At 37.8% G+C, this 18,263-nt stretch carries 15 protein-coding genes; 11 read left to right on the top strand and 4 right to left on the bottom strand.

Annotated features, from left to right (window positions below):
- Positions 1-36 precede the first annotated feature (36 nt).
- The gene (locus tag ACVWYN_RS09110; protein WP_457288538.1) at positions 37-2,583 is read left to right on the top strand and encodes a zinc-dependent metalloprotease; all 2,547 of its coding nucleotides are present in this window, start codon (positions 37-39) and stop codon (positions 2,581-2,583) included.
- An 80-nt stretch (positions 2,584-2,663) separates the two neighbouring features.
- On the opposite strand, the gene ACVWYN_RS09105 is transcribed toward ACVWYN_RS09110, so the two are convergent.
- Positions 2,664-2,993, bottom strand: a complete 330-nt coding sequence (locus tag ACVWYN_RS09105) for a hypothetical protein (protein WP_457288537.1) — start codon at positions 2,991-2,993, stop codon at positions 2,664-2,666.
- A gap of 128 nt (positions 2,994-3,121) precedes the next feature.
- On the opposite strand from ACVWYN_RS09105, the gene ACVWYN_RS09100 reads away from it, so the two are divergent.
- From ACVWYN_RS09100 to ACVWYN_RS09070, 7 genes are read left to right on the top strand one after another with little or no spacing between them, the layout of a single operon-like run.
- Entirely contained in the window at positions 3,122-3,604 is a 483-nt protein-coding gene (locus tag ACVWYN_RS09100; protein WP_457288536.1) for a c-type cytochrome, read from the top strand.
- Positions 3,605-3,662: 58 nt separating this feature from the next.
- Positions 3,663-5,657 (top strand): Sec-dependent nitrous-oxide reductase, encoded by a 1,995-nt coding sequence (gene nosZ, locus ACVWYN_RS09095; protein WP_457288535.1) that lies wholly within the window; start codon positions 3,663-3,665, stop codon positions 5,655-5,657.
- 57 nt (positions 5,658-5,714) lie between these two features.
- The gene (locus ACVWYN_RS09090) at positions 5,715-6,326 is read left to right on the top strand and encodes a hypothetical protein (RefSeq protein WP_457288534.1); all 612 of its coding nucleotides are present in this window, start codon (positions 5,715-5,717) and stop codon (positions 6,324-6,326) included.
- On the top strand, positions 6,310-6,759 hold the full coding sequence (locus ACVWYN_RS09085) for a nitrous oxide reductase accessory protein NosL (RefSeq protein WP_457288533.1): 450 nt from the start codon (positions 6,310-6,312) through the stop codon (positions 6,757-6,759). The genes ACVWYN_RS09090 and ACVWYN_RS09085 overlap by 17 nt, the downstream gene beginning before the upstream one ends.
- Positions 6,752-7,987 (top strand): nitrous oxide reductase family maturation protein NosD, encoded by a 1,236-nt coding sequence (gene nosD / locus ACVWYN_RS09080; protein ID WP_457288532.1) that lies wholly within the window; start codon positions 6,752-6,754, stop codon positions 7,985-7,987. The genes ACVWYN_RS09085 and nosD overlap by 8 nt, the downstream gene beginning before the upstream one ends.
- Positions 7,984-8,700, top strand: a complete 717-nt coding sequence (locus ACVWYN_RS09075) for an ABC transporter ATP-binding protein (protein WP_457288531.1) — start codon at positions 7,984-7,986, stop codon at positions 8,698-8,700. The genes nosD and ACVWYN_RS09075 overlap by 4 nt, the downstream gene beginning before the upstream one ends.
- Positions 8,693-9,460: an ABC transporter permease subunit gene (locus ACVWYN_RS09070; protein WP_457288530.1), complete on the top strand. Its 768-nt coding sequence runs from the start codon at positions 8,693-8,695 to the stop codon at positions 9,458-9,460. Before ACVWYN_RS09075 ends, ACVWYN_RS09070 begins: the two co-directional genes overlap by 8 nt.
- A gap of 215 nt (positions 9,461-9,675) precedes the next feature.
- On the opposite strand, the gene ACVWYN_RS09065 is transcribed toward ACVWYN_RS09070, so the two are convergent.
- Positions 9,676-12,969, bottom strand: a complete 3,294-nt coding sequence (locus ACVWYN_RS09065) for a chemotaxis protein CheB (RefSeq protein ID WP_457288529.1) — start codon at positions 12,967-12,969, stop codon at positions 9,676-9,678.
- 1,282 nt (positions 12,970-14,251) lie between these two features.
- Here ACVWYN_RS09065 and ACVWYN_RS09060 point away from each other — a divergent pair.
- Positions 14,252-14,470: a DUF4419 domain-containing protein gene (locus ACVWYN_RS09060; protein ID WP_457288528.1), complete on the top strand. Its 219-nt coding sequence runs from the start codon at positions 14,252-14,254 to the stop codon at positions 14,468-14,470.
- Here ACVWYN_RS09060 and ACVWYN_RS09055 read toward each other — a convergent pair.
- Positions 14,392-14,856: a hypothetical protein gene (locus ACVWYN_RS09055; RefSeq protein WP_457288527.1), complete on the bottom strand. Its 465-nt coding sequence runs from the start codon at positions 14,854-14,856 to the stop codon at positions 14,392-14,394. The genes ACVWYN_RS09060 and ACVWYN_RS09055 overlap by 79 nt on opposite strands.
- 413 nt (positions 14,857-15,269) lie before the next feature.
- Here ACVWYN_RS09055 and ACVWYN_RS09050 point away from each other — a divergent pair, with 413 nt between their 5' ends.
- Together ACVWYN_RS09050 and ACVWYN_RS09045 are read left to right on the top strand one after the other, a co-directional pair.
- Positions 15,270-16,796, top strand: a complete 1,527-nt coding sequence (locus tag ACVWYN_RS09050; RefSeq protein WP_457288526.1) for a redoxin family protein — start codon at positions 15,270-15,272, stop codon at positions 16,794-16,796.
- 87 nt (positions 16,797-16,883) lie between these two features.
- A complete protein-coding gene (locus ACVWYN_RS09045; RefSeq protein ID WP_457288525.1) occupies positions 16,884-17,276 on the top strand; it encodes a hypothetical protein in 393 nt (130 codons plus the stop codon).
- 193 nt (positions 17,277-17,469) lie between these two features.
- Here ACVWYN_RS09045 and ACVWYN_RS09040 read toward each other — a convergent pair whose 3' ends face one another.
- Positions 17,470-18,117, bottom strand: coding sequence for a hypothetical protein (locus ACVWYN_RS09040; protein WP_457288524.1), 648 nt, complete (start codon positions 18,115-18,117; stop codon positions 17,470-17,472).
- Positions 18,118-18,263: the final 146 nt, after the last annotated feature.

Genomic DNA, 18,263 nt, shown 5'->3' with positions numbered 1-18,263 from the left:
AGTTTTTATCTTTACCACACTTACACAAACTTATTCATGAAAAAATTTCTTTTGTTAACCTTATTGGGGGTAGCAACGGTGTCTGTTGCTAATTCCCAGACTAAGCCAGCCAAGCCAACAACTATTCCAATTGTTAGTGATACGACGAAAAAGACTGGCGGTCCGGGTTTTCCTGGTGCTTCAAAAGCACAGCCTAAGCCTTACGAACAGGTAATTACTGATAAAGCGATAACCCACAAAGGAATGATCACTGTCCATAAGCTGGATGATAAATTCTTTTTTGAGATTGCAGATTCAACCCTTGGCAGGGATATTTTGGTGGTTAGTCGTATTTCAAAGGCAGGTGCCGAAGTTCGTTCTGCATCTGGCTACGCCGGTGATCAGATTGGAGGTACAGTAATCCGTTTTGAAAAGGGTCCATCTAATCGCATATTTATGCGTAAAATTTCTTACAGAACTTATGGTCCGGATAGTACCACGGCCATGTATAATAATTTGCAACGCTCAAACATCCAGGCAATAGCTGCGGCATTTAACATTGCAGCTTATTCTCCAGATAAAAAAGGAAGCGTTATTGATATGACAGAATTTATCAATAGCGACAACGATATCTTCTATTTCGGTTCCCCGGCTGTAAAAGCGAATTTCAGATTAGGTACACCGTTAGCGGACAGAAGCTACATCTTAGGGGTAAGGAGTTTTCCTACTAATGTAGAAATCAATGTTGTTAAAACCTATACACTTACAGCAGCACCCTCGCCTTTTGGCCCAGCCGCACCGGCTGGCACACCATCCGGATCGTCTACAGTAGAGTTGAATGCTTCTCTGGTTATCCTTCCTAAAGTACCTATGAAACCTAGGTTTTTTGATCCGAGGGTAGGTTATTTCACTGTCGGTTATACAGATTTTGATTCCAATCCGCAGGGGGTTAAGGAGGTGGAGATGGTAAAACGATGGAATTTGCAGCCTAAAGCTGTTGATATGGCTAAATACAAAAGAGGTGAACTGGTAGAGCCTGTTAAGCCTATCATTTTTTATATTGACCCGGCAACACCAAAAGAATGGGTTCCCTATTTAATGGCAGGTGTTAATGATTGGCAAAAGGCCTTTGAAAAAGCAGGATTTAAAAATGCGATCATGGCTAAGATGGCTCCTACTGCGAAAGAAGATTCAACCTGGAGTTTGGATGATGCGCGCCACTCGGCAATCGTTTATAAACCATCAGAGATTGCAAATGCCAGCGGACCAAGCATTTCAGATCCTCGTAGTGGTGAGATTATGGAAAGTCATATCAACTGGTATCACAATGTGATGAAACTGGTGCACGATTGGTACATGATCCAGGCTGCAGCTATAGACCCAAGAGCACGAAAAATGAACTTTAGTCCGGAGCTAATGGGCGATCTGATTCGTTTCGTATCCTCACATGAAGTGGGGCATACCTTAGGACTTCGTCACAATTATGGGTCAAGCTCAACAGTTCCTTCAGAGAAACTACGCGACAAGGCATTTGTAGAAGCAAATGGACATACACCTTCAATAATGGATTATGCACGCTTTAATTATGTTGCGCAGCCAGAGGATAATGTTAAGCCAAAAGGGATCTATCCCCGTATAGGAGATTATGATTTATGGGCTATTGAGTGGGGTTATAAATTGCTTGATGGAAAGACGGCGACTTCTGAAGTGCCTGTTTTAAACAAGCTAACCATGGAGAAACTAAAAAATAACCGCTTATGGTTTGGAACAGAAACCAATCCCGATGATCCACGTTCACAGAGTGAGGATCTTGGAGACAATGCCATGATTTCCAGTAATTATGGAATCAAAAATTTAAAAAGAATTTTGGTAAAACTTCCTGAATGGACAAAAGAAGAAAACCAAGGTTACGAAAACCTTGAGGTAATGTATGGTCAACTTACTACACAGCTTGGTCGTTATATGGGGCACGTTGCAAAGAACATTGCAGGGGTTTTAGAAACGCCTAAAACTGTTGAACAGGCAGGTACCATTTACCAGCGTAACCCTGCTGCAAAACAAAGAGAGGCAATAGACTTTCTTGATAAGCAATTGTTTACTACGCCAACTTGGTTGCTGGACAAGACCATACTTGATGATATAGGACTAGACCCAACAACGGTTATATCAAGACTTCAGGCTCCAACTATCGGGAGATTGGTAAGTAATACTACACTGAATAAACTGATTACAGCCGAAGCTGCCGATGGGGCATCTGCTTATAAGATTACCGATTTCTTTACAGATATGAATGCATCTATTTTTTCTGAATTGAAGTCAAGCATTGCTATTGATGTTTATCGCCGTAACCTTCAGAAGAATTATGTGGACAAGTTAATTTCTCTCATTAATCCAGTTGCAAATGCTTTACCAACTCAGGGTGGAAGAGGCATGTCTACCATTGCAGCACCTGCGCAAAGCGATGTAATATCAGTAGTTAAAGGTCAGCTAAAGGAGTTGTCAGCTTCCATAAAAATAGCTGCTGGCAGCGCTACCGGATTAACAAAGTATCATTTGGATGATTTGTCAGACCGTATCGATAATGCTTTAAAAGCTAAAGATTAGTTGTAAATACATTTTATTAAATAATACCAATAAGCCCTTTCGAATTATCGATGGGGCTTATTCGGTATATTTATTTAATGCTATTCTTCCTCTTGGCCTGCTGCACCCTTTGATTCAAGGTAAAAAGCACCCTTTGTTACTACTTTTGCATTCTTTTTAAGACTGTCCAAAGGAGTTACCTGAACATAGCCAAGTTCTGAAATCCCTGTTTTAACCTCTTTCTTGACAAAACGGAAAATGCCAGTCTTGATGTCTTTTTCATCATCCACTACAAAAATGTATTGTTTGCCTTCTACCCTGACTACCGCCTCTAACGGCAGGGATGGGATTAATTGGTTTCCTGTACTAATCAATGCGGTTACATACATGCCTGGTATTAAATTGCCGAATAGAATAATCAAATACTTCATTTTCAAAACAAATGTAGCAAATCAACCCATATTCTATGATCTAAATCAACAAGCTATATGATTTAGATCATGAGTTGCTTACCTATCTAGTGGTAATATTGTATCATAATAGACCAAACTCTTTTATTATGAGAAAATTGACAATAATATGTTCACTTGCATTTATACTCGCAGCCTGCGGTGGATCCAATCAAGACAATAATGCAAACACTTCAGATGCATCTTCAACAGCAGCAGCATCCGGTGATCAATCAAAACCTGCTTATGACCCCAATCGTGGAGAAGGGAAATTTCATGACATAAAGCTAGAAGCTAAATTAGACGGTAAAATGGCTATGAATGGTGAAAAAATTGCCGATTTGAAATGTACTTCCTGTCATAAATTGACTGACGAAAAATTAGTGGGTCCGGGTTGGAAAGGTGTTACTGGTCGTCACAAACCAGAATGGATCATGAATTTCATTACCAATACCGATACGATGATTGATAAAGATCCAAAAGCGCAGGCGATGCTCGAGCTTTGTATGGTTCGGATGCCCAATCAAAATTTAAGTGATGAGGATGCCAGATCTTTAGTTGAGTTTATGCGTAAAAACGATGGGTTAAAATAGCCAACAATCTACAACTCCGCTTTCTTAATAATATTTAAAACTCTTTAAATAAAATAGCATGAAAAAATATATATACTCTTTTTTACTCTTATCCACAGCCACATTGCTATTGGGCATTGCTGGATGTAAGCCTAAAAATACGGGGGATGCAGTTGAAGGTGATGCTGCCTCAAGAGTTTATGTTGCTCCAGGAAAATACGATGAATTGTATAATTTCGTTTCTGGCGGTTTCAGTGGGCAGGTAAGCGTTTATGGAATTCCTTCCGGACGTTTGTTGCGGGTTATACCCGTGTTTTCTGTAGATCCTGAAAAAGGTTGGGGTTACAGTGAAGAAACTAAGCCGATGCTCAATACCTCCCATGGCGAAATACCTTGGGACGATCAACATCATTTGGACTTATCACAAACCAACGGTGAAACTGATGGACGTTGGTTGTTTGCCAATGCAAATAACACCCCCCGTGTTGCTCGTATTGATCTTAAGACCTTTCGTACTTCAGAAATTATTGAGATCCCAAATAGTGCTGGAAATCATTCCTCACCTTTTATCACTGAAAATACAGAGTATGTTGTAGCGGGAACCCGTTTCAGTGTACCAATGGACAACGACAATGGCGACGTACCGATTAGTACTTACAAGCAAAATTTTAAAGGCACCATTAGTTTTATCAGTGTAGCGCCAAAGGATGGTAATATGAAAATTGCCTTTCAACTATTACTGCCTGGTATGAATTTCGATTTAAGCCACAGCGGTAAAGGTCCGAGTAGCGGCTGGTTTTTCTTTAGTACCTATAATTCAGAGCAAGCGCATACTTTATTGGAAGTGAATGCATCCAAACGTGATAAAGATTACATACTTGCGGTTAACTGGAGAAAAGCAGAAGAATACGTAAAACAAGGTAAAGGTAAAAAGCAAGTTGTAAAATATGCACACAACAAGTACAATGAGTCAACACATACGGCTACCTCTACAATGGAAAATGAAGTAACAGTTCTTGATGTAAAGGACTTTCCAGATGTAGTATATATGATACCATGTCCTAAATCTCCGCATGGAGTAGATGTAGATCCTTCCGGAGAATACATTGTAGGTAGTGGTAAACTTGCGGCATTAATCCCCGTATTCTCATTCGCTAAGATTCAAAAGGCGATTGCTGATAAAAGTTTCGATGGTAAATATGGCGGCATTCCTGTACTAAAATATGAATCTGCGTTGTACGGTGAGGTTAAAAAACCAGGATTAGGCCCTTTGCATACAGAGTTTGACGGAAAAGGAAATGCCTATACCACTTTCTTTATTTCCTCAGAAATTGTAAAATGGAATATAAAAGATTTGAAAATTCTCGACAGACATCCTACTTATTATTCTCCAGGACACTTAAGTATTCCGGGTGGAGATACCAGGAAGCCTTATGGAAAATACCTAATTGCTTACAATAAAATCACTAAAGACAGGTATTTACCTACCGGACCCGAACTAGCACAAGCTGCTCAGTTATTTGATATTAGCGGAGACAAAATGAAATTGCTGTCAGACTATCCAAGCATTGGAGAGCCGCATTATGCACAAGCAATTCCTGCAGAAAAGCTGGTAAAAAATTCAGTTAAAATCTTCAAACTAGAAGACAATAAAAATCCATATGTTACCATGGGTGAGAAAAACTCCAAGGTAGTTCGTGAAGGCAATAAAATTCATGTTTACATAACTGCAATGCGCTCACACTTCTCTCCAGATAATATTGAAGGAGTAAAAATGGGCGATGAGGTTTATTTCCATGTAACTAATCTGGAGCAGGATTGGGACGTTCCACACGGCTTTGCTGTAAAGGGCGCTAAAAATTCAGAATTATTGGTAATGCCAGGAGAAACCTCCACTTTAAAATGGATTCCAGAAAAAGTAGGCATCTATCCTATATACTGTACGGATTTTTGCAGTGCGCTTCACCAGGAAATGCAGGGATATGTCAGGGTATCTGCAAAAGGATCGAAAGTTCCCATTTCATTTAGTCTAGGCAAGAATTCAGATGCACCAGATTCCTTATTAAACAGATAGTTATTTCAGAATGAGCGGAGCTTTTATCTTCCGCTCATTTTTTATATAAACCAACAAATGAAACACGGTATTCCTTCTCAAAATCTAAACATCACAGCTAGGGCAATTGCATTTATCTGTAGCCTCTTACTTTTAATTGTGCTGTTTGTTCCCTTGTGGCAAATAGAATTGAGTGCACCACAATATCCGGAAGGATTAATTATGAAGATGTACCCGCATAAACTTGCTGGAAATGTAGACATCATAAATGGGCTTAACCACTATATTGGCATGAAGACCTTGCATACCGAAGATTTTCTGGAGTTTACAGTATTGCCATATATTATCGGTTTTTTTGCTGCTTTTAGTCTTGCGGTAGCATTTTTTTTGAAGAAGAAGAAATGGCTATACGCCCTATTTACCATCTTCGTTTTATTTGGGGTTATTGCAATGGTAGATTTTTGGCGTTGGGAGTATAATTACGGCCACAACCTAAATCCTGATGCTGCCATTATAGTGCCTGGGATGTCTTACCAACCACCGCTAATTGGGTATAAAAAACTACTAAACTTTGGGGCCTATTCCATTCCGGATACCGGGGGATGGATATTTATTGGTGTTGGAATGTTATTGTTGGTTGCTGTAGTTGTAGAATTAAAAAGAAAACCTAGCTATGAAAAAGTTAAGTAATCTAATACTGTTTTTCACCATCCTTATGGTGAGTTTAACATCTTGTTCTACCGGTCCGCAAAAGATAGAAATTGGTAAAGATGCCTGTAGCTTTTGTAAAATGAGTATAGTAGATAGTCACTTCGGTGCAGAAATACTAACCAAAAAGGGAAAGGTTTATAAGTTTGATGATGTACACTGTTTGCTGGGGTTTATAAAGGCGAATACTATTGATAATAAACTTACTAAGGAAATTTACTTCGTTAATTTTGATGACCCACACAACTTAATTGAAGCTTCTAAAGTCATTCTTTTAAAAAGTAATAATCTGCATTCACCAATGGGCGGCAACATTGCTGGTTTCAGTGATCGAAATAAAATGAATGAGACTTTGTCAAAAACGACAGGCGAAGAAATCAACTGGCCAGAACTATTAAAGAAAACGAGTGAGTAAATTATCGATTTTTATAGGCTTATTATTTTCAGCTGTAGTTGCTAACGGGAATACGCTTACTGTAGGTAAATCAAAAGCTTTCAAGACGATACAGAGTGCTGTCAATGCGGCAAGGGCAGGAGATACGGTATTGGTAGATTATGGCATCTATAAAGAAAGAAACATTATCATTAAGAAGCCCATTGTAGTAAAAGGAATTGGATTCCCTATTCTGGATGGTGAGAATCGTTTTGAAATAGTCTCCATAAGTGCTAGTCACGCTACCTTTGAAGGATTTAAGTTGCAACATAGTGGCCGATCGGAAATAAGAGATATTGGCGCCATTATGATTTATAACAGTTATAAGGTATCGGCAATTAACAATATTTTAGACGATACGAATTTCGGAATCTATGTTCAAAATAGCAGAAACTGCACGATAAAGGACAACTCCATTACTTCTTACGGAAAAAGTGAAGTGCAAAGCGGCAACGGTATCAATTGCTGGAAAAGTGATAGCCTGATTATTATAGGCAATAAAATTAAGGGGCATCGCGATGGTATCTACTTTGAGTTTGTCACCAATTCACTTGTTTGGAGAAACGTTAGTGCCAAAAACATTAGATATGGAATACACTTTATGTTTTCTCATCATGATACCTACATCGCAAATGTATTTGAAGAGAATGAATCAGGAGTAGCGGTAATGTACACGAATCATATCCGCATGTATAATAATTTCTTTATCAACAACTGGGGAGATGCAGCTTATGGTATTCTGTTAAAAGACATTAGCGATAGTGATATATCAGGAAATCACTTCACAAAAAATACAGTAGCACTGCATATGGAAGGTTGCAGTCGTATTAATTTGTATAAAAACATTTTTTTCAACAATGGCTGGGCAGTTAAAATCCAGGCGAGTTGCGATAACAATGATTTTACCAGGAATAATTTTACGGGTAATACTTTCGACATCGGCACAAATGGTTCCCTTGTTCTAAATACATTTAATGGGAATTATTGGGATAAATATGAAGGATATGACCTCGGTCACGATAACATTGGCGATGTTCCCTACCACCCGGTAAGTATGTATTCCATGATCATAGAAAGTAACCCAGCCGCCCTTATGCTTTTTAGAAGTCTGATTGTTAGCTTACTGGATAAAAGTGAAAAAATATTACCCGGTATTACCCCGGAGAATTTACAGGATAAAACCCCTTTAATGAGAAGACTTTCATTATGATCGTAACTGAAGATATTGTTAAACGTTTTGGCAGCTTACGCGCGCTTTACGGAGTTTCTCTAACTTTTTCAAGAGGAGAATGTGTGGCGTTGCTTGGCCCAAACGGAAGTGGCAAAACTACATTGATTAAATCCATACTAGGAATGGTGGTTCCAGATAGTGGTACTATTAATTTCAATGGAGAAAGTATATCCAATAAATGGTCTTATCGTGAAAAACTAGGTTACATGCCGCAAATTGGTCGGTACCCAGAAAATATGACGATAACAAATGTCATAAATATGATGAAAGACATTAGAAAAGACCATAAGATTAAACTTGATGAGGAACTTATTGAAAGCTTTGGTTTGAACAATATGCTTCAAAAAAAGATGCGCACACTTTCTGGAGGTACCACACAAAAAGTAAGCGCCTCCCTTGCTTTCTTATTTAATCCAGATGTGATGATCCTGGATGAGCCAACAGCCGGCCTGGATCCTTTAGCAGCTGAAGTGCTAAAGCAGAAAATTTTAAAGGAAAAGCAAAATGGAAAGCTGATCATTATCACCTCCCATGTATTAAGCGAGCTAGATGATCTGATTACTGAAGTTGTTTACATGCAGGATGGTAATTTAATCTTCCACAAAAAATTGGCTGCATTGAAAGAAGAGACTGGAGAGGAAAAGCTATCTAATGCAATTACAAAAATAATGAAGACTAACCATCATGCATAAAATATTCAAATATGTAGTTCTTGATATTGTACAGAATAAAATTGTACTTGTCTACACATTTTTATTACTGATAATATCGTTAAGTATCTTCAACCTGGAAAATAACTCTGCTAAAGGATTGGTCAGTTTACTCAATATCATTTTGATCATTATCCCTTTAATCTGCATTATTTTCTCCACCATTTATATCTATAACAGTTCGGAGTTTATCGAGCTGCTTGTTAGTCAGCCGGTAAAGAGAAAAACAATCTGGCTAAGTATTTTTGCTGGACTTTCTTCTTCTCTATGCTTCGCTTTTTTTGTAGGGGCAGGGATACCAATCTTAATCTATCATGCTGATGCAACCGGGCTAATGATGATAACAACAGGTCTTTTCCTAACTGTGGTGTTTGTTAGTATTGCCATGCTGGCTGCAAGTAAGACTCGGGATAAAGCAAAGGGCATAGGTCTGTCTATATTGTTGTGGCTATATTTTTCTTTAATATTTGATGCATTGGTATTGTTCTTCCTGTTTCAATTTCAGGACTACCCACTGGAAAGGATTATGGTTTTTATGAGTTTCTTAAACCCAATAGATCTTAGTCGCATTCAAATACTGTTACAAATGGATATTTCTGCGCTAATGGGATATACAGGAGCAGTTTTCCGTGAATTTTTTGGAACCAATGTGGGTGTATTAATTTCATTCGTAGGCTTAAGCTGCTGGATTATTGTTCCCTTAATGATTTCGTTAAAGACATTTAACAAAAAAGATTTGTAGGAAGAGGAACAAATTTAACTCTACAACGAAGATGGCTATCCATTAACAGTTAAGTCCACAAATAGCGAAGGAATTGTTGTCTTTGATTATAAGTTTGAGTATGGTACTTTTCATTTCGATTGCTATTAGTATACTGTTTCAGCATATTGATATTAATCCGTCAGTAATGATACAGGCAAGTCAATTTTGGGTCTGCTTTTTATTTTGAATTGCCATTAAATTGGAAAAGTTAGTGTAAAAGTTGATCCTTTGTTTATTTTACTTTCAAATTTAATCTCGCCGCCCATAAGGCTGGTGTATCTGGTTACTATGTTTAGTCCCAAACCTGTCCCCTGGATATTCCCAGTATTATGTGCCCTAAAAAATGCCTCAAATAGGTGTTTTTGATCCTCTTCTGGAATCCCGATTCCATTATCCTTAACCACCAGCGTTAAAAGTTTGCCCTTTATGGTTGAATTGAATTCTATCTGGCTTTCCTCCGCAGAATATTTGATGGCATTGCTGATTAGGTTCATTAAACAGTTCTTTAAGAAGGACTGATCAAGCTTAATTTTATGGCTGCTGCCCTTATGGTAGTAAATAATATTTTGATTAAGCTTTGCAGTCAGCTGCATTTCCTCAGTAATATTTTCACAGAATTTAATGATGTCAAACTGAGTCATTACCTGTTCAATTTTACCGCCTTCCAATCTGTCCAGAGATAAAAAGTCATTAAGTATCGCGGTCAGGTCCGCAACAGAGCTCTTTATTTTGTTAATGTGGTTTTCTATCTTGGTATTGTTGTAAGGCATGGCATACTTATCAATTAAGGAGGCCGATAATTGAATGGTGCTTAAAGGTGTTCTGAATTCATGTGATGCCATTGAAACAAAGCGGCTTTTCATCAAACCCAATTCCTTTTCTTTTATCAGCGACTGGCTCACTTTTTCTTTACCCTCTTCCATGATTTTTATGGAGTGATGCAAACTAATATTGCTAATATCTAGCTCATCTAGTAATTTTTTAAGGGTGGATATGTCATAAAATGTGATGATTGCACCATCTGGCCTACTGCTGTTTTTTTTCAAATAAGGCATAGTCATCACCTGGTATATCTTACCATCAATAGCTTCAGCTTCCTTAGTTATGGTTATTTCTTCCGATATCACTTTTTTAATATCGTCAATTAGCGTTTCAAATTTAATGTTGGTGGTAATATTACTTAGCGGCCTACCAATATCACTTTCCCTGATATTGATATGCTTTATTGCTCCTGGAGAATATCTTTTGAGTAGCAATTCCCGATCTACAAAAAGCTGTCCGTTGGTATTGCTGCGGAAATAATTATTCAAATCATCATTAAGATCTGTCAATTCATCAATCGTCATTTGATGCTCCTTGTTAATGGTCTGCAGTTCTTCGTTTACAGATTGCAGTTCTTCATTGGTGCTTTGCATTTCTTCATTAGCCGATTGCATTTCTTCATTAGCAGACTGTAGTTCTTCGTTAAAAGACTGCATGTTTTCGCTGGAAGACTCTATGCGTTCATTTGCTACGGCAAGGGTCTCTTTTAATTCTGCATTTTCCATTTCCAGGCTAATCAGATGCTCTTTGGTGATCTCGCTAATATCTGCGTTGGTAATAACGTTCTGGTCTAATTGTTTAAGCTGGGATTCCTTAAACAAGATAATAAGCATCCTTTCTGCCGAATTATTTACATAAAATGGGCTGATCACAATATCAGCAACCTGCTCTTTTGAAGTCGGAGAACTCTTGATGCTGATCTGATTGAGTAAAACTCTCTCATCAAGCATTAAAGCTTTATGGACAGCAGATTTAAACAGAATAGCAATGTTTTCCGGCAGGAGTTCATTCAAATTAAAATTAAAGATCTCTTTTTTCAAGTAGGAGCTAATATCGCCGAATGACTTGACTACCATCAGATTCTCATCAGTGCATAGTCCGGCCAGACCAGATTCTTTATAAAAAAAGAAATCTACCTGTTCTCCTAAAGCAGATTTGGAGGCTGGCGACAAGACCTTTTTGCTCATTCCATTTTTAATAGTTTTTACCTCATCTACTACCTGAGATGAAAAAGCATCAAATCTTACCGCACGACCAGCCTTGTTACTTTTAAAGATGTTCCACTTATTGCTTATCTCATCAAAATTTTCTTTTAGATCACCAGAATTCTCACTCGGTCCGAGGAATAGATAGCCATCCTTTTTTAAGCCAAAATGCATCATAGCATAAGCTTTTTTCTGCGATACCACATTCAAATAGATCAGTAGATTTCGGCAACTGATCAGATCGATGTTACAATAGGGCGGATTTTTAACCAGGTCATGTTGAGCAAAAATCAGCATCTTCCTCAGTTCATGCTTCACTTTATATTTATTGCCATCTTTGATAAAGAATTTATTCAGTCGTTCACTGGAAACTCCTTTTTCTATTTTGTCGGTATAGATTCCTTTCGATGCAATATCTAAAGCAGCTTTACTGATGTCTGTGGCAAATATTTTTATCTCCAGATCTTTTGGGTGTTTGGCCAAATACTCTTTAATTAAAATTGCCATAGTGTAAGCCTCCTCTCCGGTGGCACAACCAGCTATCCAAATTTTTAATACTTCTGTATTGTTTTTGATAATCTCCGGGATTACTTTTTCTTCAATGATTTTAAAGGCCTTAGGATCACGGAAAAAAGAAGTTACACTAATCAAAAAGTCATTTGCAAGCAACCCAATTTCAATTGGATTGGTCTTCATATACGTATAATATTTGCTAAAGCGGTTAAAATCATGCCCCAACATGCGCCTGGTAATTCTTCTGATAATTGTTGGTCTTTTGTACTCAGAAAAATCAAGCGGAAGGTTACCTTTAATCAGGTCGAAGATCTGTTCAATCTCTTCTTCCGTTATATGGTTATCGTGGTGACTGTTGGGTAATGCTAGTTTCCCATCTCTAACATAAGTTTCAATCACTTCCGGCATACCTGCAGGAGTAAGAACCAGGTCGGCGCACTCTGTAGCGATTGCAGCTATGGGCATGCCCTGATATTTTGAGCTTTCAGGATCCTGCACCAGGACAAGTCCGCCCGCATTTTTAATAGCTTCAATACCTCTAGATCCATCATTGCCAGTACCAGAGAGAATAATTCCTATGGCTTTATTACCACGCTCTTTAGCCAAAGAAGTGAAAAAATAATCTATGGTCATGTATGGGCGAGACTGTTCTTTTTTATCAGACAGTAAGAGTCGGCCATTTTCTACAGTCATAAACTTAGAATTTGGAATCAGGTATACTGTATTTGGCTTAATATCCATATTTTCCACCGCCTCAATAATTTCCAATTTGCTATGTTGCTTGAGGATATGCGCCATTTGGCTTTTGAAATCAGAAGAGAGGTGCTGTATTAAAATGTACGAAACTGCATCAAGTGGTGTATAGTCAAAAAAGGAAGAGATTGCCTCGAGGCCTCCGGCAGAAGCGCCTATGGCTATAATATATTGTTTATCGACAATTTTAGCCATGATGTTTTTAGTTCTTAAAAAAAAGTACGATGAAGAATTAAAGAATAGCAATAAAGATAGCTGAATAATTCTGGATATATCACTCCATTTAAACCCCAAAATTTAAAAATACGTCAAAGAACTTTTTCACATGCATCACTGCTTGCTAACATCGCGTTGTGTAATACAAATTTACCCAATAGAAGTGTGCTAAAAAAGTTCATATGACCGATGTTGGTACATCATTTGACTATGTTTTGGTACCTCATATGACCGATAAATGGTACAAACGAAAGATTATTAGTAGGTTGTAGATGCATGGTTTAATTGTGGCTTAATCAGGTACTGCCTAAAGACAGAATGCTATATTAGGAAGGGAGAGCATAAAACATGTCAGGCACCGGAACGGTACTTCTTCGATACAAAGACCATACTTCTTCGCAAAAGGGTACCTGTTTAGTGTAGAAGTATTGGCTAAGTATGGTTCTTGTATGGTATTTGTGTAAAGGCAGGTTTTTTTAATTCAAAGCCCAACCGGCTTTTAATACGTCAATGAACTATTGCTACCTGCTATCACAGCTGGCAGTTTAAATTTAACTAGTCGACTAATTAAAAATTGAAAACCGGAACACTTGCTTATTATTTTTAGCTGATCAGCAATAGCGAAGTGCGTTCCAAATGCCTATAAATTATTCTTATTTAACCTATAGGCTGGTATAATTGTGGCTTATGAAAAGCTCGTTTTATTACAAGTGCAAAGGTAGGTAAAATAGTTGATATTTCCAAGTAAAACCGTGGATTATTTCGAATTAAACCTATTGGTTAACAGGTGTTTAGTTGTGGTTTTTGCAGTTATAAAATGATATGTTTTATAACCAATTTAAAGCGTGTTTTCGGACCATAAATATGGTAGCTGAGAACCATAATTATAGTATCTTTCAGACAGGCTTTTCGAAGGATTCACTGCAATATTTCCGAGCGTAAATTTTTTAGTTTACAGCGGGTTGTCGACCAGGTTTGGTTTTTAAATTGCATTTGTACAGAATTAAAACAGTGTGACTTTCAGTACTAACGATGTAGGTTTTTCCCGAATAATAATGATAGCACCTACATCGCTTAGAGCACACTTGGTGCAGGTTACTAGGTATCTTGTAGCACTAGAGGTACCCTTTTCCCCTCCAAAGTACCTGTAAAAGTGCTTTCAGTCCTACAATACCCCTATGTGTAAGCCTTGCTTTATTACAATTTGAGTAGTAAACAAAACACAGGGTTATAAATTCTGCTTATCCAGCAAAGAGATTGTATGTTCATCATAAAAGAATTTGTCAAAGCATCTAAGGGAAACGCAGACAAAGATTTTTGGCGGAATATGTTTAAATACCATACGCTGAAACAATATGGGGCACCAAAAGTAATTGATGGCTGGATCGTTAAGTTTTTTCCCTACACTAAAATAGGTAAGAGAAATACGCTAAAATCTTTATCGGATACTGATGGATTGCGCTGTAGCTTAACCTTGTAATAACCTGGCTTTACTACCTCATCCTTATGGCTAAACAGTGAAACATAACGGGATTGAGGGTTTTCTAAAGTGCCCTTGGTCACTTTTATGGCGCCAGTGGTGGGCATAAAGGAAATATCACCCAGGTCACCGATACCTGTGCCGCTGAGGTGGGTATGCTGGAAGCCGATGATGGTGGAATCAGAGATATTGTACCCGGAAGACCAGTCCCAACCTTCAGACAAATTGGTTGGACCTAGCTGAACAGCACCAAATGGTACGCTGGCCCCAACAAAAACATGCCCATGCAAGCCACTGCCAATATATGGATCTACATATTTTGTAAAATTTAACCTAGCCGGTTTGTTGGTCTGACTAAATAGATTAACGGTAAAAATTGTTAGCATCCCAGCTTAACATATCAGCTTTTTCATTTTAAATATTGTTTATATAAGTTAGTTTTCATTGAAGAAACGCAAAATATAGCGTCTTGTAATGGCAGCTCGTTTATAAGGTTGTCATTACAAGAGATATTAGATTCACACGTTTATTAATCAAACTTAATGATAAAGAAAATTAACACTGTCCTGAACTGTCTGTTAAGAGATTTAAATGAATTGTCGACAACAAGTAATATCAGGATCGGACAACAGAATTGCCAAATTGGGGAACGACCGCATTCATTAATCTGCACAATATTGGAAGTTTCAATGACGATTATCACTAGGCATTTGAATTATAATGTTCAACTTTAGCTGGCGTTACTGGAATTGATGCAGTGGCATAAATTGAGATTGGCTAGAATCGTATCCAGATTACTATGAACAGAATAATGAAATTAAATCTCTTTTACATTGTAGGCGTTTTGCTTTTGTTATCCTGTAAACAGCCCGTTAGTACGACAATAGAAAAACCAACCATAGTATCTGGCACTGCTAAATTAACAGGGACAATAACTGTTCCTGATGGCGTAAACAGGGATAGCGTAATTGTTAAGATTGCTGTAACGCATCAAATTACTGGAGAGTTTGTTAAATACGAAGCTGTTGTTGATCCGTCAGGAAGATTCTCAATTGATGCTGATGTTGAAACCGCCATTACTTTTATACGCTTTGCTACAAGTTTAAATCCAGAGAAGGCCCTTCTTGTTAAATTGAAAAGTGGAGCTGTTACAAACCTCGATGTAACTTACAATTCCAATTCTGATATTGAAAGTATCGACGTAACACCTGCCATGGATCAAAATGATATGACCCAATGCTACGATCTTATTCGTAAAATGATCGAATATCCGGTGCTAAATAGGGTAGGACCGCTGTACGATAGGAGTACGGATGTTTTTTTAAATGATAGTAAATCTCGCCTGGCGGAAATATTAACGGTATTAAAAGATGATAAATCAATATCAAAAGAATTAAAAGGGATATTGTATAAGGATTTTGGTCTGCTTTATTACAAAGGGGCGGTGTTCGATTACGACAAAGCGATGGTAGTCAACTACCGGTTAAGTGATGGCGATAAAGACAAGAAGCCTGTTATTCAAAAGATTGACAGATCTTATTATCGGTTTTTGAAAGATCTAAAGCTTAACGATCCACAATATCTGTATGCTTTTGGATCATTCTGGGAGTTTCAAAGAAAGCTTCTTCAAAATGAAATATTACAAATACCTAAGATTGATGATACTGATATCCCTACCTGGCTGGTAAGTACAAAAGCCATTTTATCGGATTTGGTAGGTTTTAACGATGGGTTGTACTACGATATCCTGGCGGCCAATGCTTATGGCAGACAGCTAACCGAAGAATTGAGGCCATTAAGCGAGAAACAGAAGGCAAATATTTTGAATTATTGGGGAAAGGGTGACATCGCGAAAATACTGTTAAGAAAAAATCAGCAGGTTGCTGAGTTTGACAAATCAAAATCGCCAGTAGTTTTCAATGAGGTGTCTAAAATAGCTCCGGAAAAGATTGTAGAGGGTATTGTCGCCAGGCATCCGGGCAAAGTAATACTGATTGACCTTTGGGCAACGTGGTGCGGTCCTTGCCTGGAAGCGATGAAGCGTTTCAGAAGCACAAAAAATGAATTTCATGATAAGGATGTTGTATTTGTATACCTCTCAAACCGTTCATCACCCCGCAAACTCTGGGAAGAAAAGATAAAGGGGATAGGTAACGAACATTACTATTTGGACGACGCCCAGTGGACATACATTATGACGCAGTTTGATTTTGATGCAATCCCTTCCTATTTATTGTACAACAAAAAGGGGGTGCTTGTCAATAAATTTACAGCTTTCCCTCAAAATGATGATGTGAAAGCAATGATTAACAATTTGTTAAAATAATTATTTTTGGGTTGGTAGCTTAGGGAAGCTTTCGCCCTAGGGTATTAGAAACAAGAAAAACTTAATGGCAATTAAACAAAGGAAACTATGAATACAAAATTACTTATGACAGCGAGTGCAGCGTTAATGGGAGTTTTAGGAATTATCTTTTCTTTTTTACCTGAGGAAGCTTTATTGGCGTTCGGACAAACACCAACAGCAACATTAATTTTAATTCTTCAAATTTTGGGTGCTTTATATTTTGGTTTTGCAGTTATGAATTGGCTGGCTAAAACAGTATTAATGGGAGGAATTTATGCTAAACCATTGAGTACGGGTAATTTTGCCCATTTTGGAATTGCTGGAATCGCGCTTATAAAAGGCGCATTAAATAGCGGCACTACGTCAATATATATCTGGGCTTTGGCTATAATCTATGCGCTGTTTGCTTTATTATTTGGTAGGGTTTGGGTTACAAGTCCAAAGCAAGTTAAAGGGTAATTAAATCATAAACTTCTGAGTAAAACTTATCGTTGCAATAAAATGAAGCTATGGTCTTTTACCCTTTTTTATCTCCACGCGTATCAATATCGCATTGGTTATTTGATAGAGCTAAGTTCGAATGATCAATATTAGACCGTTTAAAAGCAAATGCTGCATTATATAAGCCCAGGCTAACTTAATAGGTTCTGTTTTAGCTTTTTGAATATGGGAAATTACGTGAAACTTTCCGCATCATATGCTCCACTAAATCGTCTGTAGACGTGGCAAGGTTGTCGTTCATTGTTTTGAAAAATCGCCAAAGTAGGTCGCCTGATTGGCCGCTACTTAAAGTGAGCGTCAAAGTACCTGTGCCAGTCTTCCCGCCAAAACCTCCGAAAACGATTGCAGAGGCGATAGCACCCGCTTCACTTTTAGTTTGCTCAGTTTCAAAAGAGCCGCCTAAAATGGCGTCTACTCCTAAGATTTTTGCAATTTCATCTTTTGTCATTTCGTCCATCTTATCTGCAACTCCGGCTTTTTTTAAAAGGATATTTGTTTTATCGGGATCCTGAAATTCAACGGTATAATTGCTTGCTTTCCTAAGTAAAAAGGTATACATGCTTGCCTGAATGGATTTTGACATGGTCTTCTCCTGATCCCTATTGGCTTCCACATTGAAATTTTTCGGCATCTTTTTGTAGGAAATCTTTGTTGCAAATGGTAGGATTGCAATTAGTTTGTGGTTAACTTTTTCTGTGTTGAGTTTTGGACTTTCAAATACCTGCTTTGAGCCTTCGAATTGTGCATTTGCCAAAAGAGTGGTCGTTACGATGAAGAGCGTAATTAAGATTTTTTTCATGTTTATGTTTGTTTGGTGGGACCAAATATATAATAAAAACTAATTCTATATGCAAGTTATGACTTACGACTAACGCAAGTGCTTTTGAAAGTTAGATTTAAGATGTTGTAAATTATATGGACTTTAAGTTGCAGTGTGCTATACTA

The sequence above is a fragment of the Pedobacter sp. UYP24 genome (assembly GCF_054057295.1).
Note: the sequence above shows the minus strand (reverse complement) of the source record. Positions and strands in the feature narration are given on the sequence as shown.